This is a genomic window from Pseudomonas sp. UMAB-08 (assembly GCF_900095225.1).
In the GTDB taxonomy this organism is placed as follows: Bacteria; Pseudomonadota; Gammaproteobacteria; order Pseudomonadales; family Pseudomonadaceae; genus Aquipseudomonas.
Genome location: NZ_LT607427.1, coordinates 49,134 through 73,591, shown reverse-complemented (window position 1 = coordinate 73,591; position 24,458 = coordinate 49,134). Strand labels below are relative to the sequence as shown.

Annotated in this window: 23 protein-coding genes; 13 read left to right on the top strand and 10 right to left on the bottom strand. The window is 58.9% G+C overall.

The annotated features are described in order from the left end of the window. Positions 1 to 7 precede the first annotated feature (7 nt). Positions 8 to 1,045, bottom strand: a complete 1,038-nt coding sequence (gene mgrA, locus K0F75_RS20255) for an L-glyceraldehyde 3-phosphate reductase (protein ID WP_219063748.1) — start codon at positions 1,043 to 1,045, stop codon at positions 8 to 10. A gap of 269 nt (positions 1,046 to 1,314) precedes the next feature. Between mgrA and K0F75_RS20250 the strand changes: the two genes are divergently transcribed. Further along, on the top strand, positions 1,315 to 2,082 hold the full coding sequence (locus tag K0F75_RS20250; RefSeq protein WP_219063747.1) for an SDR family oxidoreductase: 768 nt from the start codon (positions 1,315 to 1,317) through the stop codon (positions 2,080 to 2,082). A gap of 35 nt (positions 2,083 to 2,117) precedes the next feature. Here the strand turns inward: K0F75_RS20250 and betT are convergent, their stop codons facing one another. After that, the gene (gene betT, locus K0F75_RS20245; protein ID WP_257604452.1) at positions 2,118 to 4,118 is read right to left on the bottom strand and encodes a choline transporter BetT; all 2,001 of its coding nucleotides are present in this window, start codon (positions 4,116 to 4,118) and stop codon (positions 2,118 to 2,120) included. Positions 4,119 to 4,373: 255 nt separating this feature from the next. Then, positions 4,374 to 5,327, bottom strand: coding sequence for a serine O-acetyltransferase EpsC (gene epsC / locus K0F75_RS20240; RefSeq protein WP_219063746.1), 954 nt, complete (start codon positions 5,325 to 5,327; stop codon positions 4,374 to 4,376). Positions 5,328 to 5,538: 211 nt separating this feature from the next. On the opposite strand from epsC, the gene K0F75_RS20235 reads away from it, so the two are divergent. From K0F75_RS20235 to K0F75_RS20180, 12 genes are all read left to right on the top strand, one after another. Continuing rightward, positions 5,539 to 6,537: a D-cysteine desulfhydrase gene (locus K0F75_RS20235; RefSeq protein ID WP_219063745.1), complete on the top strand. Its 999-nt coding sequence runs from the start codon at positions 5,539 to 5,541 to the stop codon at positions 6,535 to 6,537. A 232-nt stretch (positions 6,538 to 6,769) separates the two neighbouring features. Continuing rightward, the gene (tcyJ, locus tag K0F75_RS20230; protein WP_219063744.1) at positions 6,770 to 7,567 is read left to right on the top strand and encodes a cystine ABC transporter substrate-binding protein; all 798 of its coding nucleotides are present in this window, start codon (positions 6,770 to 6,772) and stop codon (positions 7,565 to 7,567) included. Further along, complete coding sequence (gene tcyL, locus K0F75_RS20225; protein WP_219063783.1) at positions 7,567 to 8,232, top strand: cystine ABC transporter permease; 666 nt, start codon at positions 7,567 to 7,569, stop codon at positions 8,230 to 8,232. Before tcyJ ends, tcyL begins: the two co-directional genes overlap by 1 nt. A 3-nt stretch (positions 8,233 to 8,235) precedes the next feature. Beyond that, complete coding sequence (tcyN, locus tag K0F75_RS20220) at positions 8,236 to 8,979, top strand: L-cystine ABC transporter ATP-binding protein TcyN (protein ID WP_219063743.1); 744 nt, start codon at positions 8,236 to 8,238, stop codon at positions 8,977 to 8,979. A 287-nt stretch (positions 8,980 to 9,266) separates the two neighbouring features. Further along, a complete protein-coding gene (locus K0F75_RS20215) occupies positions 9,267 to 9,986 on the top strand; it encodes a hypothetical protein (RefSeq protein WP_219063742.1) in 720 nt (239 codons plus the stop codon). Between the two features lie 239 nt (positions 9,987 to 10,225). Continuing rightward, positions 10,226 to 11,467 carry an SfnB family sulfur acquisition oxidoreductase gene (locus tag K0F75_RS20210; protein WP_219063741.1) on the top strand — a complete coding sequence of 414 codons (1,242 nt, stop codon included), beginning with the start codon at positions 10,226 to 10,228 and terminating at the stop codon, positions 11,465 to 11,467. 19 nt (positions 11,468 to 11,486) lie between these two features. After that, positions 11,487 to 12,692, top strand: coding sequence for an SfnB family sulfur acquisition oxidoreductase (locus K0F75_RS20205; protein WP_219063740.1), 1,206 nt, complete (start codon positions 11,487 to 11,489; stop codon positions 12,690 to 12,692). Next, entirely contained in the window at positions 12,692 to 14,107 is a 1,416-nt protein-coding gene (locus K0F75_RS20200; RefSeq protein ID WP_219063739.1) for an LLM class flavin-dependent oxidoreductase, read from the top strand. The genes K0F75_RS20205 and K0F75_RS20200 overlap by 1 nt, the downstream gene beginning before the upstream one ends. 90 nt (positions 14,108 to 14,197) lie before the next feature. Continuing rightward, a complete protein-coding gene (locus tag K0F75_RS20195; RefSeq protein WP_219063738.1) occupies positions 14,198 to 14,986 on the top strand; it encodes a MetQ/NlpA family ABC transporter substrate-binding protein in 789 nt (262 codons plus the stop codon). A gap of 2 nt (positions 14,987 to 14,988) precedes the next feature. Beyond that, the gene (locus tag K0F75_RS20190) at positions 14,989 to 16,110 is read left to right on the top strand and encodes a methionine ABC transporter ATP-binding protein (RefSeq protein WP_219063737.1); all 1,122 of its coding nucleotides are present in this window, start codon (positions 14,989 to 14,991) and stop codon (positions 16,108 to 16,110) included. Beyond that, entirely contained in the window at positions 16,100 to 16,744 is a 645-nt protein-coding gene (locus tag K0F75_RS20185) for a methionine ABC transporter permease (RefSeq protein ID WP_219063736.1), read from the top strand. The genes K0F75_RS20190 and K0F75_RS20185 overlap by 11 nt, the downstream gene beginning before the upstream one ends. A gap of 63 nt (positions 16,745 to 16,807) precedes the next feature. After that, positions 16,808 to 17,431: a bifunctional 2-polyprenyl-6-hydroxyphenol methylase/3-demethylubiquinol 3-O-methyltransferase UbiG gene (locus tag K0F75_RS20180; protein ID WP_219063735.1), complete on the top strand. Its 624-nt coding sequence runs from the start codon at positions 16,808 to 16,810 to the stop codon at positions 17,429 to 17,431. 44 nt (positions 17,432 to 17,475) lie between these two features. Here the strand turns inward: K0F75_RS20180 and K0F75_RS26325 are convergent, their stop codons facing one another. From K0F75_RS26325 to K0F75_RS20145, 7 genes are all read right to left on the bottom strand, one after another. Continuing rightward, positions 17,476 to 18,249: an RHS repeat-associated core domain-containing protein gene (locus K0F75_RS26325; protein ID WP_257604451.1), complete on the bottom strand. Its 774-nt coding sequence runs from the start codon at positions 18,247 to 18,249 to the stop codon at positions 17,476 to 17,478. A gap of 146 nt (positions 18,250 to 18,395) precedes the next feature. Beyond that, positions 18,396 to 19,415 carry an ABC transporter substrate-binding protein gene (locus K0F75_RS20170; protein WP_219063734.1) on the bottom strand — a complete coding sequence of 340 codons (1,020 nt, stop codon included), beginning with the start codon at positions 19,413 to 19,415 and terminating at the stop codon, positions 18,396 to 18,398. A 75-nt stretch (positions 19,416 to 19,490) separates the two neighbouring features. Further along, a complete protein-coding gene (locus tag K0F75_RS20165; RefSeq protein ID WP_219063733.1) occupies positions 19,491 to 20,345 on the bottom strand; it encodes an ABC transporter permease in 855 nt (284 codons plus the stop codon). Positions 20,346 to 20,387: 42 nt separating this feature from the next. Beyond that, positions 20,388 to 21,269, bottom strand: a complete 882-nt coding sequence (locus K0F75_RS20160) for an ABC transporter ATP-binding protein (protein WP_219063732.1) — start codon at positions 21,267 to 21,269, stop codon at positions 20,388 to 20,390. 15 nt (positions 21,270 to 21,284) lie between these two features. Continuing rightward, entirely contained in the window at positions 21,285 to 22,181 is an 897-nt protein-coding gene (locus K0F75_RS20155) for a TauD/TfdA family dioxygenase (RefSeq protein ID WP_219063731.1), read from the bottom strand. A gap of 213 nt (positions 22,182 to 22,394) precedes the next feature. Then, on the bottom strand, positions 22,395 to 23,177 hold the full coding sequence (locus K0F75_RS20150) for a MetQ/NlpA family ABC transporter substrate-binding protein (protein ID WP_219063730.1): 783 nt from the start codon (positions 23,175 to 23,177) through the stop codon (positions 22,395 to 22,397). A 206-nt stretch (positions 23,178 to 23,383) separates the two neighbouring features. Next, the gene (locus K0F75_RS20145; protein WP_219063729.1) at positions 23,384 to 24,334 is read right to left on the bottom strand and encodes a sigma 54-interacting transcriptional regulator; all 951 of its coding nucleotides are present in this window, start codon (positions 24,332 to 24,334) and stop codon (positions 23,384 to 23,386) included. Positions 24,335 to 24,458 lie beyond the last annotated feature (124 nt).

Here is a 24,458-nt window from a genome sequence, read left to right as displayed (position 1 = left end):
ATCCCCGCTACTGATCAGTCGACGGTTTTTCCCAAAGATTGATCCCGCCTTCAACAGCGAAGCGGTCGATTTCGGCCAGTTCTTCGCTACTGAACGTCAGGTTTTTCAAGGCGCCAACGTTTTCGATGATTTGCTCCGGGTGACTGGCGCCGATCAGCGCCGAGGTCACGCGTGGATCACGCAGGGTCCAGGCCAGCGCCATTTGCGCCAGGCTCTGGCCACGACGCTGGGCGATTTCATTGAGGGCACGCACGTGAGCGATGTTGCTCTCGGACAGGTGCGACGCCTGCAATGACCCACCGCCCGGGCGATTGACCCGCGAATCCTTCGGCACGCCATTCAGGTATTTGTCGGTCAACAAACCTTGCGCCAGCGCCGTAAAGGCGATCACCCCTGCGCCGAGTTCTTCGGTGGCGTCCAGCAGGTCCTTTTCGACCCAGCGGTTGAGCAGGTTGTAAGCCGGTTGATGAATCAACAGCGGCACTTTCCATTCTTTGAGCAACGCCGCCATTTCGCGGGTTTTCGCCCCGGAATAAGACGAGATGCCGATGTACAGGGCCTTGCCTTGCTGCACGGCGGTTGCCAGGGCGCTGGCGGTTTCTTCCAGCGGGGTCAGCGTGTCGAAGCGGTGCGAATAAAAGATATCGACGTAATCGAGGCCCATGCGCTGCAAGCTCTGATCTAGGCTGGCCAGCACGTATTTGCGCGAGCCGCCGCCCTGACCATAAGGCCCCGGCCACATGTCCCAACCGGCTTTGCTGGAGATGATCAGCTCATCTCGGTAATGCTTGAAGTCTTCGCGCAGCAGACGACCGAAGTTGATCTCGGCGCTGCCATAGGGCGGGCCATAGTTGTTGGCCAGATCGAAGTGGTTGATGCCCAGATCGAACGCGGTGCGCAGCAGTGAACGCTGGGTGTCCATCGGCGTGCTATCGCCGAAGTTGTGCCAAAGCCCGAGGGACAAGGCCGGCAAAACCAGGCCGCTACGGCCGACGCGGCGGTACGGAATGGATTCATAACGGTTTTCGGCAGCGATATAAGTCATCGAATCCTCTTTCGTTAAAGGTGCATGGGTGCGACCCCTGAAAGCAGCTCGCAGTTCCTGCTTTCTATGCGCACTGATCGCTTCATCTGAGCCAGTCGAGTTGGCCGAGCATACGCGCAAGCGCCCGACACTCAATAGTCCGACTAATCAAGATGTCCAGCATGGCGCTTTATTGTTGAGATTTATTGAACAGTAAAGGCAATTTACGGCCATTTATCGCCCTGAATAAACATGTGAATCTACAACCACATTCAGTCAGGAGGTGCCGCATGATCCCTACTACTCAGAACCAGGCCACTCACACTCCCGCGCGCAAAGTCGCCATCGTTACCGGCGCATCACGCGGCATTGGCGCTGAAATCGCCAAACGTCTGGCTGCCGACGGCTTCGCCATTGCCGTCAACTACGCTAACAGCGCTGCCGAAGCCGATACCTTGGTCGCCCGGATCGTCGCCAGCGGCGGTCAGGCCGTCGCCATCAAGGCCGATGTGTCGAACGCTGCCGACGTGCGCACGCTGTTCGACGTGACCGAACAGCAACTGGGCCGCGTCGACGTGCTGGTCAATAACGCTGGCGTGATGAATCCCACTCCCTTGGCCGACACCAGCGACGAGCTGTTCGAACAGACCTTCGGGATCAACACGCGCGGCACCTTCAACACCCTGCGTGAAGCCGGTACACGGATGAATGACGGCGGTCGTATCGTCAACTTCTCCAGCACCGCCCTGGCGCTGAAACTTCCGGGCTACGCGATCTACAACGCCACCAAAGCGGCCGTCGAATCCTTCACCCATGTGTTCGCCAAAGAACTGCGCGGCCGCAGCATCACCGTCAACGCCGTCGCGCCTGGGCCCGTTGCGACTGAGCTGTTCCTGCACGGTAAAAGCGAAGAGCAGATCCAGCAGTTCGCCAAGATGCCACCGTTGCAACGTCTGGGTCAGCCCGAAGACATCGCCAACGTCGTCTCATTCCTCGTTGGCCCGGACGCTGGCTGGGTCAACGGGCAGATTTTGCGCGCCAACGGCGGGCTGGCCTGAAGCCCGATCATCAGGGCATTCAGGCGTTTTTTGCCTCAGCGCACCAAGTGCAGGAACTGCAAGTGCCGCTCGTACTGGTCGAGAATGTCGTTGATCACCTGCTCCTTGGTGTAGCCGACCAGATCGTAATCCTGGCTGCCTTCACTCAAGTGAACTTCGGCGCGGTAGTAACGCCGATTGTTCATGCCTTTCGAACCCATGCCGGCGCGAGCAAAGGTCGGCGTGAAATAACCGCGCATCATCACGTGATAGATGAACGGACGCTCTTCGCCGTGGCCGACTTCCAGACTGACACTGTCGTTGCTCGGATCGGGTTGGGTCACCACCTTCAGGCCCTTCTCGACGAACACCGCCGTGACCTCTTCAATGGCAGGACGCACCGTCTGCTCAAGGAAACGATAAACCTCGTCGCGTGACGGAAAATGCACCGCCTGGGTCAAGCGCTGTCGCCATCCGCCACGCCCAAGGCGCGAACCGGACACCGGCGCCAGCGAATGCAGCTGGGCAATTTGCCGCTGCGACTCTAGATAGAAAGCCTTGTGCAGCCCCCACATCATCAACAACAGAATCAGCGAGAACGGCAGCGACGTCAGCACCACCGCCGATTTCAGCGAATCGATACTGCCGGCAAACAACAACCCGCTGGTGATCAACGCCGTCGCCACGCCCCAGAACACCCGCAGCCATTTCGGTCCGTCCTCGTCGGCACTCCCGCCGCGCGCGGACAGAGTCGACAGCACCACGGTGCCGGAATCCGCCGAGGTGACGAAGAACACAAAGCTGATGAACACCGTCACGGCAATGACGGTTTTGCTCCAGGGGTAGTTTTCCAGCAGCAGGTAGAGGGTCATCGAAGGGTCGTCGATGGCTGACTGCCCGAGCGCGACCATGCCGTGATTGAGCACCTGGTCGATGGCGCTGTTACCGAAAATCGACATCCAGGCCAAAGTGAAACCCAGCGGAATCAGGAGCACGCCGCAGACGAACTCACGGATGGTGCGGCCACGAGAAATACGCGCAATAAACAGCCCGACAAAGGGCGACCACGCGATCCACCACGCCCAATAAAACACCGTCCAGCTACCCAGCCAGTCGCCGGTTTTGTCGTAGGCATAGACATCGAAACTCTTGGTGGGCAACGCGCCCAGATAATCACCGATGTTCTGCACCAGCGTGTTCAGCAAATGCTGGGTGGGGCCCGCGAACAACACGAACAGCAGCAGCGCGCAGGCCAGCAACATGTTGATGTCGGACATGACCCGCACGCCCTTGTCCACGCCCGCGATGGCCACCAGAATCGCCGCGCCCATCATCAGGGTGATCAACCCCACCTGAATCCATTGGGTATGCGGCACACCGAACAGGTAGTCGAGGCCTGAATTAAGGTGAAGTACGCCAAAGCCCATGTCAGCGCCCAGCCCGAACACCGTGGCGATAATGCCGAAACCATCCACCGCATAACCAATCGGGCCGTTGATGCGCTTGCCGATCAGTGGATACAGCGCCGAGCGCAAGGCCAGCGGCAAATTGTGTCGATAGGCGAAATACGCCAGCGCCATGCCGACAAACGCGAACACCCCCCAACCGTGCAAACCCCAATGCAGAAACAGCAGCTGCATGGCCTGTCGCGCCGACTCGGTGGTACCACCCTCGCCCTGCGGCGGTTGCAGCATGTGGGTCAGAGGTTCTGAAACGCAAAAGAAGAACAGGGTGATGCTGATCCCCGCGGCGAACAACATGCCGGCCCAGGACAAATAGCTGAACTCGGGTTCGTCGTGGTCGGCACCGAGCTTGATCTTGCCGTAGCCAGACAACGCGGTGACCACCACGAAGACCAGATACAGGGTCATCGCCAGCATGTAATACCAGCCAACCGTGTTGGCCGCCCAGTTTTGCGCCGCCAGCAACCACTCGCCGGAGCGTTGCGGAAAGACAATCACCAGCAGCCCGAACAGCAGAATAAAACCCGCCGCAAAGTAAAAAACCGGCGGATTCATCCGGACCTGGCTGCTGACCTGCGGGGTGGGCGCACTCATAAGGACTGCGCCTCATGGAAGAGGGAAGTAACGGGGAAAAACGAACTCAAGGGGTAAGCCTCCTGTTGTGAGCGGGCAGCGAACCACCGGGTTTAACTTGAACGAACGGTCAAGTTAAACATGAATGGCCCCGCGAGGACTAATCGCAGGCGGGTTGCCGCTCGCTTGGCATGGAGGTCTGACGCATGGAGGGCACTGATCGTTCCCACAGAAGATCGCAATCTCTGTGGGAGATTCTATGGGTGTGATCAAGCCCTACTTCTGACACCCATCATCCTGTTGCAACAGGTTGGCCTGAGTCAGGTTGCAGCCCGCCGGAACGCTGCGGGTCAGCCAGACGTTGCCGCCGATGGTCGAGCCTTCACCGATGGTGATGCGCCCAAGAATGGTCGCGCCGGCATAGATCACCACGTCGTCTTCGACTATCGGGTGACGGGCGTGGCCTTTTTGCAATTGACCGTCTTCGTCCGCCGGGAAGCGTTTCGCGCCCAAGGTCACAGCCTGATAGATGCGCACACGTTCGCCGATGATCGCGGTTTCGCCGATGACCACACCTGTCCCGTGATCGATAAAGAAGCTCTGGCCGATCTGCGCGCCGGGGTGGATGTCGATGCCGGTGGCCGAGTGCGCAATCTCCGAACTGATCCGTGCCAGCAACGGCAGACCAGCGCGATACAGGTGGTGCGCCAAGCGGTGATGAATGACCGCCAGAATGCCGGGATAGCACAGCAACACTTCGTCGACGCTGCGCGCAGCCGGGTCGCCGTGATAGGCCGCCAGTACGTCGGTGTCCAGCAAACGGCGAATCACCGGCAAGGCGCTGGCGAAATCCTGAATCAGCTGCACCGCGTGCGTGTCGGCAGCACTGACGTTCTCGCCATGCTGACGCGCCACATAGCGCAGCTCCAGGCGAGCCTGCGCCAACAGCGCATTGAGCGACACGTCGAGGGTATGGCCGACGTAGAAGTCCTCGCTCTCTTCGCGCAAGTCCACCGGGCCGAGGCGCATCGGGAACAACGCTCCACACAGCGCTTCGAGAATATCGCGCATGGCCGCTCGTGAAGGCAGTTCACGACCGCCATGCTCACCACTCACACGGCCATTACGCGTGCGCCAGTCATCACGGGCTGTACGCAATTGGTTGACGATTTGCTGCAACTGCCAGTTATCGGTACGGCTGTCGGCCGATGCCTCTGGAATATCGCTCACGCTCACTACTCCTTCTGCTTTCAAGGTAAGAGCCAGGATCGCGGTCAAGATGACGGCCGCTGATGCCCCCACTCTACGGCAAACTTTTGCGCCGAAAAATTAACAATTTCCGTAGGGCCTTTGCCGAACACCGTCCATTCCTGCAAATGTTGCGCAGGGCTCTGTCGGTTGCCTATAGTCCATCGACTTACTTCCCGGCCAATTGACCACCATGATTAAACACCAGCTCGCTCGTTTTAACCGTCTGGAACTACTCGGCGCCCCCACTCCACTGGAAAAACTGGAGCGTCTGTCTGCCTGGGCCGGCCGGGATATTTATGTCAAACGCGATGACACCACAACGCTGGCACTGGGCGGCAACAAGGTGCGCAAGCTTGAATACCTGGCCGCCGACGCGTTGGCCCAAGGTGCTGACACCTTGATTACCGCCGGCGGAATCCAGTCCAACCACGTGCGCCAGACGGCCGCGCTGGCGGCACGTCTGGGCCTGGGTTGCGTCGCGCTGCTGGAAAACCCCATCGCCAGCACCGACACCAGTTACCTGAGCAATGGCAACCGCCTGTTGCTGGACCTGTTCGACGCCAAGGTCGAGCTGGTCGAGAACCTGGATAACGCCGATGAGCAACTGCATGCCCTCGCCGCCCGCCTGCGGGCTGGCGGCAAAAAGCCTTATTCGGTGCCGATTGGCGGCTCCAACGCGTTGGGCGCGCTGGGGTATGTGCGTGCAGGGCTGGAGTTGGCCGAACAAATCGAACAGACCGGGCTGACATTTGCCGCCGTGGTCCTCGCGTCGGGCAGTGCCGGTACGCAAAGCGGCCTGGCCTTGGGACTCAGTGAAGCGTTGCCCCAGTTGCCGGTGGTGGGCGTTACCGTGTCACGTAGCGAAGAAGCCCAGCGGCCGAAAGTCGAAGGACTGGCGCAGAGAACCGCAGAGTTGCTGGGCATCAACCTGCCGAGCAGCTTCAAGATCGACCTGTGGGATGAGTATTTCGCACCGGGTTACGGCGCGCCTAACGCGGGCACCCTGGCCGCAATCAAGCTGGTCGCCAGCCAGGAAGGCCTGTTGCTCGATCCGGTGTATACCGGCAAAGCCATGTCAGGCCTGCTCGATGGTATCGGTCGCCAGCGCTTCAATGAGGGCCCGCTCATCTTCCTGCACACAGGCGGCGCGCCGGCCTTGTTCGCTTATCCCGACGTCTTTTCGGGCTGATTTTCTAGCCGGCCTTTATAGATCAATTAGAAATATATAAATCATTTTTAATTATTTTAATTCATATGCAACAGCCCCTATAGTCACACGGCGTGCAGGATCAGCCACGCCCTGTGAAGGTTCACGAAGGGAATAAGGTCGCCTGAAATAGCTGGATTAAGTTTCAAGGCCGCAGTAGCGTTCGTTGGGTCTGATTCTTGCCTGACGCTCAAAACACCATAAGGGGCTCGTCATGAACATTGCTGCCATCCGCCGGACATTTCTTCTTTCCACATTGAGCCTTGTGCTCGGCTCCAGCCTGATAGGGCAAGCCGTCGCCGGGGACCAGCTGCAAAAAATCAAGGACAGCGGCACGATCAATGTCGGCCTTGAAGGCACGTATCCACCGTTCAGCTTCGTGGACGAGAAAGGTGATCTCAACGGCTTTGAAGTCGAGTTCTCCCAAGCCCTGGCCAAAGAGCTGGGGGTGAAAGCCAAACTGCAACCGACCAAATGGGATGGCATCCTCGCGGCGCTGGAATCCAAACGCCTCGATGTGGTGATCAATCAGGTGACCATCTCCGAAGAGCGCAAGAAGAAGTACGACTTTTCCGAGCCCTACACAATCTCCGGGATTCAAGCGCTGACCCAGAAGAAGGACGCAGGCAAGTTCCCGACACCTGACTCCCTTGCAGACAAGAAAGTCGGCGTCGGCCTGGGCACCAACTACGAACAATGGCTCAAGGAAAACGTACCTAAAGCCATCGTCAAAACCTATGACGATGACCCTACCAAATTCCAGGACCTGATCGCAGGCCGCACTGACGCGATCCTCGTTGACCGTCTTGCCGCATTCGAAATGGTCAAGAAAACCAATGACAAACTAGCCGTGTCCGGCGCGCCGTTTTCCCGCCAGGAGTCCGGTATCGCGATACGCAAAGGCGAGCCTGAGTTGGTCGCCGCCATCAACAAAGCCATCGACAAACTGCGTGCCGACGGAACCCTCGCCAAGTTGTCGCAGAAGTACTTTGGCTCTGACGTGACCCAATGATTGAAGAGAGTCTGAAGCTAGCGCTGGACTCCGCGCCCTTTCTGCTCAAGGGCGCGTATTTCACGGTCATCCTCAGTCTGGGCGGGATGTTCTTCGGCTTGCTGCTGGGCTTCGGCCTGGCATTGATGCGTTTGTCACACCTCAAACTGCTGAGCGGCATCGCGCGGGTGTATGTGTCGTTCTTTCGCGGCACACCGTTGCTCGTCCAGTTGTTCATGATCTATTACGGCCTGCCGCAACTGGGGATTGAACTGGACCCGTTGCCCGCAGCCCTGATCGGTTTCTCCCTGAACATGGGCGCTTATGCCTGCGAAATTCTGCGTTCAGCCATTGGCGCAGTGGATCGCGGGCAATGGGAAGCAGCGGCCAGCATCGGCATGACCCGTGCGCAAACCATGCGTCGGGCGATTCTCCCGCAAGCAGCGAGAACCGCCTTGCCGCCGTTGGGCAACAGCTTCATTTCACTGGTCAAGGACACCGCGTTGGCGGCAACCATTCAGGTGCCCGAGCTGTTCCGTCAGGCACAGCTGATCACTGCGCGGACCTTCGAAATTTTCACCATGTACCTTGCCGCCGCACTGATCTACTGGATCCTTGCCAGCCTGCTCGCGCACCTGCAGCACCGCCTGGAAGCGAGGGTCAACCGACATGATCAGGAGTCTTGAAGCATGATCGTGGTTGAAAAACTGACCAAGAAATTCAAAGGGCAAACGGTGCTCAACGGCATTGATTTGACCGTCGAAGCCGGCGAGGTAGTGGCCATCATCGGCCCCAGCGGTTCCGGCAAAACCACCCTGTTGCGTTGTCTCAATTTTCTCGAAGAACCCACCAGCGGCAAGATCATCGTCGGCGACATCGAGATCGATGGCAGTCGCCCGCTGAGTCAGCAGCAAGGCTTGATTCGGCAACTGCGCCAGCACGTGGGTTTCGTCTTCCAGAACTTCAATCTGTTCCCCCATCGCACTGCGCTGGAAAACGTGATGGAAGGCCCGCTGGTGGTAAAAAAAATGCCACGCCCGCAAGCCGAGGCGCTGGCGCGTAAGCTGCTGGCGAAGGTCGGCCTGGCTGGCAAGGAAGACGCGTACCCACGGCGACTGTCCGGCGGCCAGCAACAGCGGGTAGCGATTGCCCGCGCCTTGGCCATGGAGCCTGAGGTGATTCTGTTCGATGAGCCCACCTCTGCGCTGGACCCGGAATTGGTGGGTGAAGTATTGACGACCATCCGCGCCCTGGCGGAAGAGAAACGCACCATGGTCATCGTGACTCACGAGATGAGTTTTGCGCGGGATGTGGCCAACCGGGTGATCTTTATCGACAAGGGCGTGATCGTTGAGCAAGGCGACGCCAAGGCGCTGTTTGCCAACCCCAAGGAAGAGCGGACTCGCCAATTTCTGGAACGCAGCAGGAACTGATCAGCCCTGCAGATAACAAAAAAACAGCGCCCATGCAGCGCTGTTTTTTTTTGCGCCTGACATTTCTTAGGGTTGCTGAGTAGGACGCAGTACTGAGGCCCAAGTAACCCACAAGCCGTACAAATGTAGGAACCGTCTGATTCCATCCGACGCTCGCGTTTCACTCGCGCACTGCCTTGACACTCGTTCCCATCCTCTCTTAGCTGGCTATCAAGATTCATCAACATCCATTCATAGAGGTATCCGCGGCACCGCGTGTCAGCCGCTGATCATGAGGAGTATTCAACATGGCTTGTGAGACCCCAACGTCCCATCAGATCAAACTGCATGCCCCTTATTTGCCCCAGGCAAACAAACACGGTATCGGCGTGAGTGCCGCCGCGCATCTGCGGGTCACTATCAAGCCTTATGCGGCCATGGACGAGGGCGATCTGATTGAACTGTTCTGGGGTGGCCGTTACGTTGCGTCCAAGCTGCTGACGACTGCCGATATCGGCCAGACCCTGGCCCTGCGTGTGCCTGAAAGTTTTTTACAGAGCGGCAAGGTCAAAACCTGGTACCAGATCCAGAAGGTCGGCAGTGCGCCGTCGCTCTCCGCGAGCGTGGATGTATGGGTAAAGCTCGATTGCCCTGGTGGTCACCCCAACCCGTTGAGCCCGGAAGAAAACCAGAGCCTCGCGCCCTTGGCTGTACCCGACGCCCTGCTGCGCCACGGGTTGACTGCAACACAGCGGCGACGGGGTATCGAGCTGACCATCGAGGCGTATCAAAACATGGCCGCCAAAGATGAAATCACCCTGCGCTGGGGGGATGTACGCATGGATCTACCGGCCATCGATGCCAAGGATGTTGGCAGGCCCATTACATTGAATGTTCCGCCAGCATTGATTCTGGAAGGCGGCGAAGACCATCAGCTGGAAGTGACTTATTGCATTATCGACCGGGTGGGCAACACGTCACGCTGGGCGCCACCACGCGCACTTAACGTCAGTGGCGCCGCTGATTAAATATACAACGGAGCTTTAAATCACGACCTGCAACTCTCCCGTCTATGCTTATTCCAAAAAGTAAGTTTATTTAATTTTTATACACGCTTAGGGTATATAGACCGGACCACCGGACCACCGTCAGTTTGTTTTCGCCGCAGAGACGCGGCTTATGTCGATGTGAGGTTTGGAATGGTCACTGTCACAATTACCCCCGTGCAGATCGCCAGGGCATTGCGTACCGCCACGGAGCGGCGCTGATGTCGGATCTCGTGGCTACACCCCTCCAGAGCGATCTGGACATCGCCCCGCTGCTATTGCCAGCGAAGGTCCTGAGTAACGACGCCCAAGCCATCGCCGCCGCTCACGAGCTGGCGCAACTCGCGCGCTTACAGGCGGCACAACGTGATCGTCAGCGCAAATTGCCGTGGGCCCAAATCGAACACTTCACCCGCAGCGGGCTGGGGAGCATTTCCATCCCCCGTGAATACGGCGGCCCGCAGGTTTCATTCGTGACCCTGGCGGAGGTGTTCAAGATCATTTCCGCCGCCGACCCCGCGCTGGGGCAGATCCCGCAGAACCAGGTCGGCATTCTCCATTCACTGCTGGGCAGTGCCAGCCCGACACAAAAGAAGCAGCTGTTTCAAAGCGTGCTGGATGGCTGGCGCATCGGCAATGCCGGGCCTGAACGCGGCACCAAAAACACCCTGGATATCAAAGCGAGAATCACCGCCAAGGGCGACGGGTTTGTCCTCAACGGCCAGAAGTTCTACTCCACTGGCGCACTGTTCGCACATTGGGTCGCGGTCAAGGCGCTGAACGATGACGGTCAACAAGTGCTGGCATTCGTCCCGCGTGGCACGCCGGGTTTGCGCATCGTCGATGACTGGTCCGGCTTTGGCCAGCGCACCACCGCCAGCGGTACGGTGCTGCTCAATAACGTGCCGGTGGAAGCCCAGCACATCGTCGAGAACTGGCGCCTGGCACAAACGCCGAACATTCAGGGGGCCGTATCGCAATTGATCCAGGCGGCCATCGATGTCGGGATCGCTCGAGAAGCCATCGACGACAGCATTCGTTTTGTCCGCGAGCGCTCGCGTCCGTGGATCGATGCCAACGTCGAACGCGCCAGCGACGATCTGTACGTGATCGCCGACATCGGCAAACTGAAACTCGAACTGCACGCCGCCGAAGCATTACTGCGCAAAGCGGGTCAGGTGCTGGATGAGGTCAACGCCGCGCCCGTGGACGTAGCCTCTGCCGCTCGCGCCTCGATTGCCGTTGCAGAAGCCAAGGTCCTGACCACTGAAATCTCCCTGCTCGCCAGCGAAAAGCTGTTCGAGCTGGCAGGCAGCCGCGCCACCCTGGCCGAGTTCAACCTCGACCGCCACTGGCGCAACGCTCGCGTTCACACGCTCCACGACCCGGTGCGCTGGAAATACCACGCCGTCGGCGCCTACCACCTGAACGGCACTGTGCCGGCCCGGCATTCCTGGATCTGACCAGACCACTGGAGAACGTATGAGCCTTTTATCGCACCTGCCGCAAAAGACGGCAGTGATCGACAGCGACGCCCAAGCCTTGAACGTGGCCGCCGAGCTGGCTGAACATTTTAAGCGCGACAGCGCCCTGCGTGACCGTGAACGCCGTCTGCCGCACGAGGAACTGGAACTGTTTTCCCGCTCTGGCCTGTGGGGCATCAGCGTGCCGAAAGCCTTCGGCGGCGCGGGTGTTTCCACCGTCACCCTGGCCAAGGTCACACAACTGATCGCCGAGGCTGACTCGTCCCTCGGACAGATTCCTCAGAACCATTTCTATGCCCTTGAGGTGCTGCGCGTGAATGGCAGCGCTCAGCAGCAAAAACGCCTCTACGCAGACGTATTGGCCGGGCAACGCTTCGGCAATGCACTGGCCGAGTTGGGCACCAAAACCGCCCACGACCGCACTACGCGCCTGACCCGGGACGGCGATGGCTATCGCATCAACGGCCGCAAGTTTTACGCGACCGGCGCCTTGTATGCGCAGCGCATACCGACCTCGGTGGTGGACGAACAGGGTGTGCAGCAACTGGCCTTCGTCCCGCGTGACGCAGCGGGCCTGACGGTGATCGATGACTGGAGCGGCTTCGGCCAACGCACCACCGGCAGCGGTTCGGTGGTGTTCGATAACGTGTTTGTCAGCGCCGATGACGTAGTGCCGTTTCAAACCGCCTTCGAACGGCCGACCACCGTAGGCCCGCTGGCACAGATTCTTCATGCGGCCATCGACACCGGCATCGCCCGCGCAGCCTATGAAGACGCGTTGCACTTCGTCCGCACGCGCACCCGGCCATGGATTGATTCCGGTATCGAAAAAGCCGTGGACGACCCGCTGACCCTGCACAGCTTCGGCAAGCTCGGCATTCGCCTGCACGCGGCCGAAGCGCTGCTGGAACGTGCCGGTGAGTTCCTTGATCGCGCTCAGGCCGACAGCACCGTTGAATACGTCGCCGCCGCGTCCATTGCGGTGGCCGAAGCACGCGCCATCAGTACCGAAATCTCTCTTGCAGCGGGCAGCACTTTATTCGAGCTGGCTGGCAGTCAAGCCACATTGGCCGAGCATGGCCTGGACCGTCACTGGCGCAACGCCCGCGTGCACACCCTGCACGACCCGGTGCGCTGGAAATATCACGCCATCGGCAATTACTACCTCAACGATACAAACCCGCCGCTGCGGGGGACCCTCTGATGACCAAGAAAAAGATCCTCCTTAATGCGTTCAACATGAACTGCATTGGCCATATCAACCATGGCCTGTGGACGCATCCCAGGGACAACTCCACCGAGTACAAGACCCTCGAATACTGGACTGAGTTGGCGCAACTGCTGGAGCGCGGTTTGTTCGACGGCTTGTTCATCGCCGATATCACCGGCGTGTACGACGTGTATCAGAACTCGGTGGATGTAACGCTCAAAGAGTCGATCCAGTTGCCGGTCAATGACCCACTGATGCTGCTGTCGGCCATGGCCGCAGTCACCAAGAATCTGGGGTTCGGCCTGACCGCCAACCTCACATATGAAGCGCCGTATCTGTTTGCCCGGCGCATGTCGACCCTCGACCACCTGAGCCGTGGCCGAGTGGGCTGGAACATTGTTACCGGTTACCTGGACAGTGCGGCGAAGGCCATTGGCCTGAGCGAACAGGTCGAACACGACCGTCGTTATGATCAGGCCGATGAATACCTGGAGGTGCTGTACAAACTCTGGGAAGGCAGCTGGGAAGATGACGCGGTGATCAATGATCGCCAGCAACGGATCTATGCCCAGCCCGAAAAAGTGCACAAGGTTCGGCACAAGGGTGAGTTCTATCAGGTCGAGGGTTATCACCTCTGCGAACCGTCACCGCAGCGCACGCCGGTGTTGTTTCAGGCAGGCACTTCTGATCGCGGTTTGCAGTTCGCCGGACGCCATGCGGAGTGCGTGTTCATCAGCGGACAAAACAAGGTCGCGACCCGCGAGCAAGTGGACAAGGTTCGCGCCAGCGCCAAGGCCGCCGGGCGTAACCCCGAGGACATCAAGGTGTTCATGGGCTTGAACGTGATTGTCGGCGCCACCGAGGAGCTGGCACGCGCCAAGCAGCGGGAGTATCTGGAATACGCCAGCGCCGAAGCAGGCGTTGCACACTTTGCGGCCTCTACCGGGATCGACTTCGCGGAGTACAAACTGGACGAGCCGATCCAGTACGTGAAAAGCAACGCGATCCAGTCGGCGACCAAAAACCTGAAAAACAACGACTGGACCCGCCGCAAACTGCTCGATCAACACGCGCTGGGTGGACGCTACGTCACCCTGGTCGGTTCGCCTGAACAGGTCGCTGACGAGCTGGAATCCTGGATCGCCGAAACCGGCCTCGACGGCTTCAACCTGACCCGCACCGTGACCCCGGAAAGCTATGCGGATTTCATCGATCTGGTGATTCCGGAACTGCAACGCCGTGGCTCTTACAAAACCGCTTATGACAGCGGCACCCTGCGGGAGAAACTGTTTCCCGAGGGTGGAGCGCGGTTGCCGGGGCAACACCCCGGAGCAGGCTACCGGCATGTCTCCGAATATCGGGGCGACCGCTGCGCAGTCGATCGCGGGCAAGCCCGCTCCTACAAATGATCGAGGTCCTTGTAGGAGCGGGCTTGCCCGCGATGACGGCCTATCGAATGACATCAAACTCCAGCCCTTATTACTCCCAGGATTTCAGCCATGACCAAAACCCTCATCACCCTGGCCCTCGCGCTTTTCACCCTCAACGCCCACGCCGACGATAAACCGCTCAAAGTCGGCACCACCGCCGCCTTTGCCATCCCGCTGGAAGCAGCCGTCGAAGAAGCCGGCAAGCAAGGCCTGAAGATCGAGCTGGTGGAGTTCAGCGACTGGATAGCCCCGAACGTCAGCCTCGCGGCCGGCGATATCGACGTGAATTACTTCCAGCACGTCCCGTTCCTGGAAAATGCCAACGCCGCAGCGGGCTTCCATCTGGTGCCTTACGCGTCCGGGATCATCAACAACGTCGGGCTGTATTCGAAGAAATACAAAAGCTTCGATGAGCTACCGACTGGCGCCACCGTGGCCATCGCCAACGACCCAATCAATAGCGGACGCGGCCTGCAACTGCTGGCCAAAGCCGGGCTGATCACCCTCAAACCGGGCGTCGGCTACAAGGCCACCGAAGAAGACATCATCGCCAACCCGAAAAAAATAAAACTGATTCAGGTCGAAGCCGTGCAACTGGTGCGCGCCTACGATGACGCCGATCTGGTGCAGGGCTACCCGGCCTATATTCGTCTGTCGAAAACCTTTGATGCCGGTTCCGCGTTGCTGTTCGACGGGCTGGATCATAAGGAATACGTGATCCAGTTCGTGATCAAGCCCGAGAACAAAAATGACCCGCGTCTGGCCAAGTTCATCGACATCTATCAGCACTCGCCGGTTGTTCGCGCCGCCCTGGATAAAGCCCACGGCAAACTCTATCAAGCAGGCTGGGAAGGCTGAACATGAACGCGACTGCCCAACGCCAGTTACCGCATGAGTCCCCCAAGGCCGAGCAGCCCTCGGAGCTGCACCCTGACTTGAATCGGGCCCATGTGCGCTTTATCAACCTGGGCAAAACCTATGACAGCCAGCACGGGCCGGTGGATGCACTGCAGAACATCGACCTGGCGATTCAACGCGGCGAAGTGTTTGGCATCATCGGCCGCAGCGGCGCGGGCAAGTCATCATTGATTCGGACCATCAACCGTCTGGAGCGCCCGAGCAGTGGTCGGGTGCTGATCGATCAGGTGGACATCAGCGAGTTCGACGAAGACCATCTGGTGCAGCTGCGGCGACGCATCGGGATGATCTTTCAGCACTTCAACCTGATGTCGGCCAAGACCGTGTGGCAGAACGTCGAGCTGCCGCTCAAGGTCGCTGGCGTGCCACGTGAACAGCGCCAGCGCAAAGTCGCCGAACTGCTGGAACTGGTCGGTTTGCAAGACAAGCACAAGGCCTACCCGGCGCAACTGTCGGGCGGACAAAAACAGCGCGTGGGGATTGCCCGCGCCCTGGTCCATGACCCGGCGATTCTGCTGTGCGACGAGGCCACCTCGGCGCTCGACCCGGAGACCACGCAATCAATCCTCGGCCTGCTGCGCGAGATCAATAAACGGTTAGGCCTGACCATCATTTTGATTACTCATGAGATGGCGGTCATCCGCGATATCTGCGACCGGGTGGTGGTGCTTGAACACGGTCAAATCGTCGAGCACGGCCCCGTGTGGCAAGTGTTCGGCAACCCTCAGCACGACGTCAGTAAAACCTTGCTGGCGCCGCTGCAACACGGGCTCCCCGAAGACGTGCAAGCACGCTTGAACCCCGAGCCACAGCACCCCACGGCTGCGGTGGTACTGGACCTGCATTTCACTGGCGTTGGCGGCGAAGAGCCGGACCTGGCCGCGCTGTTCAATTCCCTTGGCGGGCGGATCAGCCTGTTGCAGGGTGGGGTTGAGCGCATCCAGGGCCGTGCACTGGGGCATCTGGTGATCGAGGTCGCCCACTCGCCCCATGACCGAAACGAATTACTCAATCGCGCCCGCACACTGGCGCAACGCGCGGAGGTATTGGGTTATGTGGTTTGATCGACTGCTTCAAGGCGTCATCGATACGTTTTTGATGGTCGGTGTGTCGTCATTGATTGCCCTGCTGCTGGGGATTCCGCTGGCGGTGATTCTGGTCACCAGCGCCAAAGGCGGGATCTATGAAGCGCCCACTCTGAATCGCGTGCTGGGCGGCTTCGTTAATCTGTTCCGCTCGATTCCGTTCCTGATCCTGATGGTCGCGCTGATTCCGTTCACCCGGCTGATCGTCGGTACTACCTACGGCGTCTGGGCGGCCGTGGTACCGCTGACCATCGCAGCGACGCCGTTCTTTGCACGCATCGCTGAAGTCAGCCTGCGCGAGGTCGACCATGGCCTGATCGAAGCCGCGCAAGCCATGGGCTGCCGCCGGTGGCACATCATCTGGCATGTGCTGCTGCCCGAAGCGCTGCCGGGTATCGTCGGCGGATTCACCATTACGCTGGTGACGATGATCAACTCGTCGGCCATGGCCGGGGCTATCGGCGCAGGTGGATTGGGTGACATCGCCTACCGCTATGGTTATCAGCGCTTCGACAGCCAGGTGATGCTCACTGTGATTGCCTTGTTGGTGGTGCTGGTCGCAGTGATTCAGTTTGGCGGTGATCGGCTGGCTCAGGTGCTGAACAAACGTTGAGTGATTGAACAACGGCTGGGCGGGGGTATATTTAACGCTTACCCACGCCCAGACAGACCCGCAATGAAACTCGCCCCGCAGGACCTCGCCAAAATCACCGCCACCACCGTCGGCCACTACAACGAAGTGGCTGACGACTTCCGCGAAGGCACCCGTGACCACGACGTCAGCCAGAACATAGCCGCGCTGCTGCGGCATATCGAAGGCGAGGCGCCGTGGCATATCCTCGATTTTGGCTGCGGACCGGGGCGCGATCTGAAAACCTTCAGCGCCATGGGCCATATTGCGGTGGGTCTGGACGGCGCTGAGCGTTTCGCCGACATGGCCCGCGCCGAGACCGGCTGTGAAGTCTTGCAGCAGAACTTTCTCGAACTCAATCTACCGGCCGAGCGCTTCGACGGCATCTTCGCCAACGCGGTGTTGTTCCACGTCCCCCGCCAGGAGCTGCCACGGGTCTTGCGCGAACTGCACGCAACGCTGAAACCGGGCGGGGTGCTGTTCAGCTCCAATCCACGGGGCGAGAACCAGGAAGGCTGGAACGGCAGCCGTTATGGCGCTTATCACGACCTGGAAACCTGGCGCGAACTGCTCAATGACGCAGGCTTCACCGAGCTCGAACACTACTACCGCCCCGAGGGCCTGCCCCGCGAGAAACAGCCGTGGTTGGCGAGTGTGTGGCGCAAGTGATGCTTGATGAGCCAGCGTGCATCGGCCGGACAGAGCGGGAGGTTTTAAAGCCGCGTAACCTGTAAGTCACTGCGGATTTCCTGACCGGTTTTTATGACTCCGTTGGCAACCTTAAAAAGCGACAGCATATTTTTATTAATCGCAGTCTTTGTTGCGATCCTGGCCTGCACAGCCGCTGCCCTTTGCCCTACTTTGGTGACCACCTGCGCTGAAATACGCAATCCCAGGGACGGAACGCCAAAACCCACCGCGACCCACATGAGCGGTTCCAGCGCAGCAGAGCCAGGCTTCATTTCGTTAATAATCCGGTTCGCCGTAAACGCAGTGCTGGCCACCACCTGTGCAGTCGCCCCCACAGCGGCAAGCATCTGCGCAGTAGGGACAGGAGCCCCGCTTTTTAGCGCTTTCGTGACCGCTTTCATGGCGGGCACCGCCGCATAAAGACCTAGCGCCGCCCCCGCGAACCCCACGCCAACCCAGACAAACCCCAGAATTTTATTCCTGTCGGCCGCATGCCCGGTTGGATCACGGCTATTGATCGGATCTCCAATGCAGTACGCATAAGCATTCAATCCACCCTCACCAAACGGACTCAAGCTGTCGGGGCTGTTGAAGCGCATCAACACCGGGTTGTAGGCCCGATAGCCGTTGCCGAGCAAATAGTGCCCCGTCACAGGATCGGGTTGTTCGCCGTTGAAGCCGGGTAAGCCTGGCACCGCGTCGACAACGTCGTGATGACCGTAGGGGGAGTAGGCCATGCGCAGGTGTTGTTCGGCAGTCACCGCGTTCAGCACAGAGCTCTGCTGGTCAGTGGTCATCAACGCGCAGCTGACCCGATCCCTCACTTGATTATTCTGTGCAGCCATAGCAATTTTCGGCTTTGGAACAACGGACTATTAGAGTGGGCGGCTTCGTTCACGTCGTCTAGCTAGCAGAAATGCTAGGTTTTTACAGCGCGCCTGTGTCAGCTCCCCGGCGTGCCATGTGCCTCTTCGAAGAAGAAGTCTTTCCAACTGTCAGCCTTGTTTTTCAGTACGCCCAGTTCGTGCAATTTGCTGGCGTAGATGAAGGTGCGCTGAGGGGTGATGGTGAAATCGATTTCCGGGTCGGCGACGATTTTTTCGACGAAGGCCAATGGCAATTTCGATTGCTCTACCCGGAGGTAGGTTTGGGCGGCGGCAGGCTTGTCGACCTTGATGATGTGCTCGGCTTCAGCCAGGGCGTCATAGAACGCCTTGTAGGTCTTGGGGTTTTCATCGTGAAATTTTTCGGTGGTGTAGAGCACGTTGAACGTGGCCTGACCGCCGAGCACGTCATAAGAGCTGAGCACCTTATGCACCTTCGGGTTTTCCAGCTCCTGATACTGGAACGGCGGGCTGGAGAAGTGTGAGCTGATTTCAGACCCGCCGGCGATCAATGCCGAGGTGGCGTCCGGGTGCGGCAGGCTGACGGAGATCGTATCGAAGCGTTTGAAGTCGGCATCGCCAAACTGTTTGGCCGTTTCGATCTGCAACGTGCGTGACTGGAAGCCGACACCTGCGGCGGGCACGGCGATACGGTCCTTGTCAGTGAAGTCTTTCAACGACTTCACGTTCGGATTGTTGCTCAGCAGGTAGTTGGGCATCGAACCCAGCGAAGCGATGGCCTTGACGTTCTGTTTGCCCTTGGTCCGGTCCCATAGGGTCAACATCGGAGGAACCCCGGCCGAGACCACATCCAGCGCACCGGCCAGCAATGCTTCGTTCATGGCCGTAGACCCCGAGATGCTGTTCCAGTCGACCTTGATGTCCAGGCCCTGCTGTTTGCCGTGTTTCTCGATCAACTGCTGATCGCGCACCACGTCGAGAATCAGGTAACCGATACCGAATTGTTGGGCGATGCTGATGCTGCCTTCTGCTTGCGCGCCGCTGCTCAGGAGTGCCCCGAATAAACCGAATGCCGTCGCAAGTGCTGTAAGCGCCGGACGCTTGAAAGAAGTGGCCATGAAATCCTCACACTGTAGATAAGAAGGTAATAAGAGAGGCGACATGTCCGGTGGTCCGGTCCATACGGCGTGTTGTCAGCGCTGCATGCCCCAGCGTTTTACGGTCAGGCGTTCGATGTTGTTGAACAGCAGGTTTTCCACCAGCAAGCCGATCAAAATCACCGCTGCCAATCCGGCGAATACTTTGTCGGTGTACAGCTCGTTGCGATTCTGAAAGATGTACCAGCCCAATCCGCCTTTGCCCGACGACGCACCAAACACCAGCTCTGCGGCGATCAACGTGCGCCAGGCGAAGGCCCAGCCAATTTTCAGCCCGGCCAGAATCGATGGCAGCGCGGCAGGGATCAAAATGAACCAGACGAAGCGCAGCCCCTTGAGACCGTAATTGCGCCCGGCCATGCGTTGGGTTTCCGAGACGCCGAGAAAGCCCGCATACGTATTCAGCGCCAGCGCCCACAGCACCGAATGCACCAGCACGAAAATCAGGCTGTTCTCACCCAGGCCAAACCACAGCAACGACAACGGCAGCAAGGCAATCGCCGGCAGCGGATTGAGCATCGCGGTTAGCGTGCTGAGCAGGTCGCGGCCCAATTGCGTTGACACCGCCAGCGTCGTCAAGCCGAACGCGAGGACGATCCCGATCAGGTAGCCCTTGACCAGCACGGTCAAGGAAATCCAGACCTTGCTCAGCAATTCACCGGTGATGATGCCGTCGTAGAAAGCAGCGGCGGTCTGCAAAAAACTCGGCAGCAGCAGGTCATTGTTTTGCACACGCGCAGCCAGTTCCCAGATCACCGCCAGGGCGATCAGGATCACGCTTTTGCGCACCCAGCTCAGTTGCCAGATACGTTGCGTCAGCGGGATATCACGCGCCAGTGCCGCCTGGGTAAAAGGCGCCAGGGTGATTTCGTATTCCTCTCGGATACTCATGCTCGAATTCTCTTTGTGGATCATGTTTAGGAACTCGGCGTTTCAGTACGCTATGCGCACATCCTGGAAGCTCAGTTCGCGGTCTGTCGGTTCGGTCCCGGCCTCATCGAACAGCAGGCGATGAATACGTTGCGCGGCGGTCTGAAAACCGACACCACCGAGGCTATTCAGGTCGTATTGATGGCTGTTGATTTCAGCCCGAACGCGGCCCGGATGGGGCGACAGCAGCAAAATCCGGTTACCGACCACCAGCGCTTCTTCGATGGAGTGGGTGACGAACAGCAAGGTAAAGCGCACCTCGTCCCACAGCGCCAGGAGCTCTTCCTGCATCTTGCGTCGGGTCAGTGCATCGAGGGCGGCAAAGGGTTCGTCCATCAACAGGATTTTTGGCTGCATGGCCAAGGCGCGAGCAATCGCCACCCGCGCTTTCATACCGCCAGACAAGGTGTGCGGATACGCATCGGCAAACGCGCTCAGGCCGACTTTGTCCAGGTAGTAACGCGCACGCTCTTCGGCCTCGCGACGCTTGAGGGTGCGAGACGCCACCAACGGGAAAATCACGTTCTGGATCACGGTTTTCCAGGGCGGCAACTGATCGAACTCCTGGAACACCACTATCCGGTCCGGGCCAGGTTCTTTGATTTGCACGCCCGCCAGACGGATCTGCCCTTCGCTGGGCTGAATGAAGCCGGCCACCGCTTTGAGCAAGGTGGATTTGCCGCAACCCGAGGGCCCCAGCAGCACGAAGCGATCCGCCGGGTCGATTTCAAAACTCACTTGATGGGTCGCCCGCACCACCCGCTCGGGGGTGCGGTACTCCAGGCTCACGCCCTGTACTTGCAACAAGGGCTCAGCGGTCCGCTGATTGACCTTGTCTGCGATCAAGCTATCGCTGGCCGTGTGGCCCTGCAAAACGGCATTCATGAAACAGACCCTCGATCAGAACGGCGCATCACCTTGAATGGTGGTACGGAACAACTTGCGGCGCAGTTCAGTGGGGCAACCCGCAGCCAAATGGATCAGCGAGCGGTTGTCCCAGAACACCAGATCATGGGGCTGCCATTGGTGCCGATAGACATGCTCTGGACGCACGCTGTGGGCGTAGAGCTCATCCAGCAGCTGGCGACTTTCGTCCTCCGGCAGGCCAACGATGCGCGTGGTGAATCCTTCGCTGACGAACAACGCCTTGCGCCCGGTTTCTGGGTGGGTGCGCACAATCGGGTGAGTCACTTCAGCCACTTGTGCAAGCTGCTCGGACGTCAGCGTCGGGCGCCAGTTCGCAGCATTTTTGCCTTCGCTGTAGCGCGAGGTGTAGGAATGCACCGCCGAGAGGCCTTCGACCGCCTCACGCAGGGCGTGCGGCAACGTATCCCAGGCAAGGTGCAGGTTGGCGAACAACGTGTCACCGCCTTCGTCAGGCAGCTCCTGAGCGTGCAGCATCGAACCGAGGCTCGGCAGTTCCTTGTAGGACAAGTCCGAGTGCCAATACTTGCCGGCATCACCCAGGCCAATCGGCTGACCGTCCTCGACGATGTTCGAAACGATAAGAATTTCCGGGTGATTTTTTAGCAGGAACTGCTTGAGCACATGGATTTGCAGGACGCCGAAACGCCGACTGAAATCAATCTGCTGCTGCGGGGTGATGTGTTGATCGCGAAACACCGCGACGTGGTAGTCCAGGTGCGCCTGATGGACACGGGCGAAGTCCGCATCGCTGAGAGGCCGGGACAGATCCAGGCCGATGATTTCCGCACCCACTTTTTCGGCGAAGGGGCGTATGTCGAATGCTTGATCGGCTAGGTATGCAGATGAGGACGCTTGGGAGGCTGCTGGCATGAGAACTCCGACTCCAGGTGTGCTGGGTAACAAGAGTCAGAACTTTATAGGTATAAGAAACTTAATTTAAATACCGTTAAGGAATATTGATATCACTGAACACGCTAGCGATCCGGCTGCGCAGGTCATGGAGATAACCTCCTGCTCCAAACGCAAAAACGCCGACGCTAATGAAAGCCGCCGGCGTAAAAAACGTTAACGCTTGAATTCAGATCAGAACGCCGGCAGTACCGCGCCGTCGTACTTCTTGGCAATGAATGCTTTGACTTCAGGGCTGGTCAGCGCCTTGGCCAGTTTCTGGATTGCATCGCTGTGGGCGTTGTCTGGACGCGCCACCAGGAAGTTCACGTAAGGCGAATCAGCGCCTTCGAGAATCAGTGCATCCTTCTTCGGGTTGAGCTTGGCTTCCAACGCATAGTTGGTGTTGATCATGTCCAGATCAACCTGGTTGTAAGCGCGCGCCAACATGGCCGACTCCAGCTCCTTGAACTTCAGGTTCTTGGGGTTGGTCTTGACGTCCTTTACCGTTGCCAGTGCGTCAGTCGGGTCGTTCAGGGTGATCAGACCGGCTTTCTCCAACAGCAGGAGTGCGCGGCCAGCGTTGCTGCCTTCGTTTGGAATGGCAACAGTTGCGCCGTCCGGCAGGTCAGCCAGGGATTTGTACTTGGACGAGTAGCCGCCGAACGGTTCGACGTGAACGCCGACGACGGTGACCAGATCAGCCTTCTTGCCTTTGTTGAAGCCATCCAGGTACGGCTTGGTCTGGAAGTAGTTGGCATCGAGCTTCTTCTGGAAAACCTGCAGGTTCGGCTGCACGTAGTCGTTGAAGACTTTGATTTCCAGGTCCACGCCTTCTTTTGCCAGCTCAGGCTTGATCAGCTCAAGAATCTCAGCGTGCGGAACCGGTGTAGCGCCGACGACCAGTTTTTCACCCGCGTGGGCCAGGCCAATCGAAAGCGCAGCAGCGAGGGCGGTCAACAACAACGTCTTTTTCATGCGGTGTCCTTAGCGAAAATCGCGGTCGTCACAAACGACGGCTTATCAGTGAGTTGCCGCTGCTCATCGGTTGAACCTGATGACTCAGCGGCGTGAAACGGACATTACCGATATTTCTTATTCCATGACAATATTTTTTATGCGACTGCTTATGCTTTTTTGTGCTGATTAGGGTCAAGCACCATTCTCGGCACGAAACACAGCGTCTAACGTGGGGCTTGCGACACGCGTTGGCTCAGGCGCTCGAGCAATCGTTGCAATTCCGACAGCTGACCGGGACGCGCGAAAGCGAGCAATTGCTCAACCTGTTGCTCGATCTGCGTCAGAGGGTTGGTACTGTCGGGCAGATTGAGGTGTTCGGGGAGAATTTCATCGCCACTGCTGACCAACAGCGCGAAGTGAATAACGTTCTCCAGCTCGCGGGTATTGCCCGGCCAACTGTGTCGCTCCAATACCTGTTGCGCGGCTTCACTGATCAATGGCACCGGCAAACTCAAACGCTGGCTGTAGATGCCGAGGAAATATTCGGCCAGTGACAGGATGTCACCCACTCGTTCGCGTAACGCGGGCAGGTCCAGTCGACCTTCGCTGAGGTAGTGATAGAGCCGCTCGTTAAATTTACCGACGGCCACCGCCTGCGCCAGATCGATGCTGGTGGCGGCGACCAGGCGCACGTCCACCGGGCTGGGTTGCTGGGCGCCAACGCGGGTCACTTCATGGTTCTCCAGCGCAGCCAACAGTTTGATCTGTATCGGCAGCGGCAAATCGCCGATTTCATCCAGGTACAAGGTCCCGCCATTGGCCGAGCCAAACCATCCCGCACGGCTGCTGGCGGAACTGCTGTGAGCGCCGGCGGCATAGCCGAACAGCTCGGCATCAGCGTACGTCGGGCTGATCGCCCCGCAGTTCACTGACACGAACAAGCCCCCACGGTCGCTGGCGCGGTGGATGTGCCGGGCCAGCAGCTCCTTGCCGCTGCCGGTTTCGCCCCGGATCAGCACCGGTAACGAGCGCGGCGCCAGTTGCTCCAGCTCTTCGCGCAACTGACGCGAGCGTGGGTCGACGAACACCAGCGCCTTGGCGCGAATGCTCAGCGGGCTTTTTTCCGCATCGGGGAAGGTCAATAACGGCTGACCAAAGGTTTCGTGAAGGCTCATGGCAAACTCCCGCCTGAGCCCTTGCGACGACTCACGCGTTAAAAATAGACAATAGGGCCCAAGGGCCCGGCGTAAAAATTATTGAGGTCGATGAGTGAAGCGCGACATCTGCCGCGCCGATTGA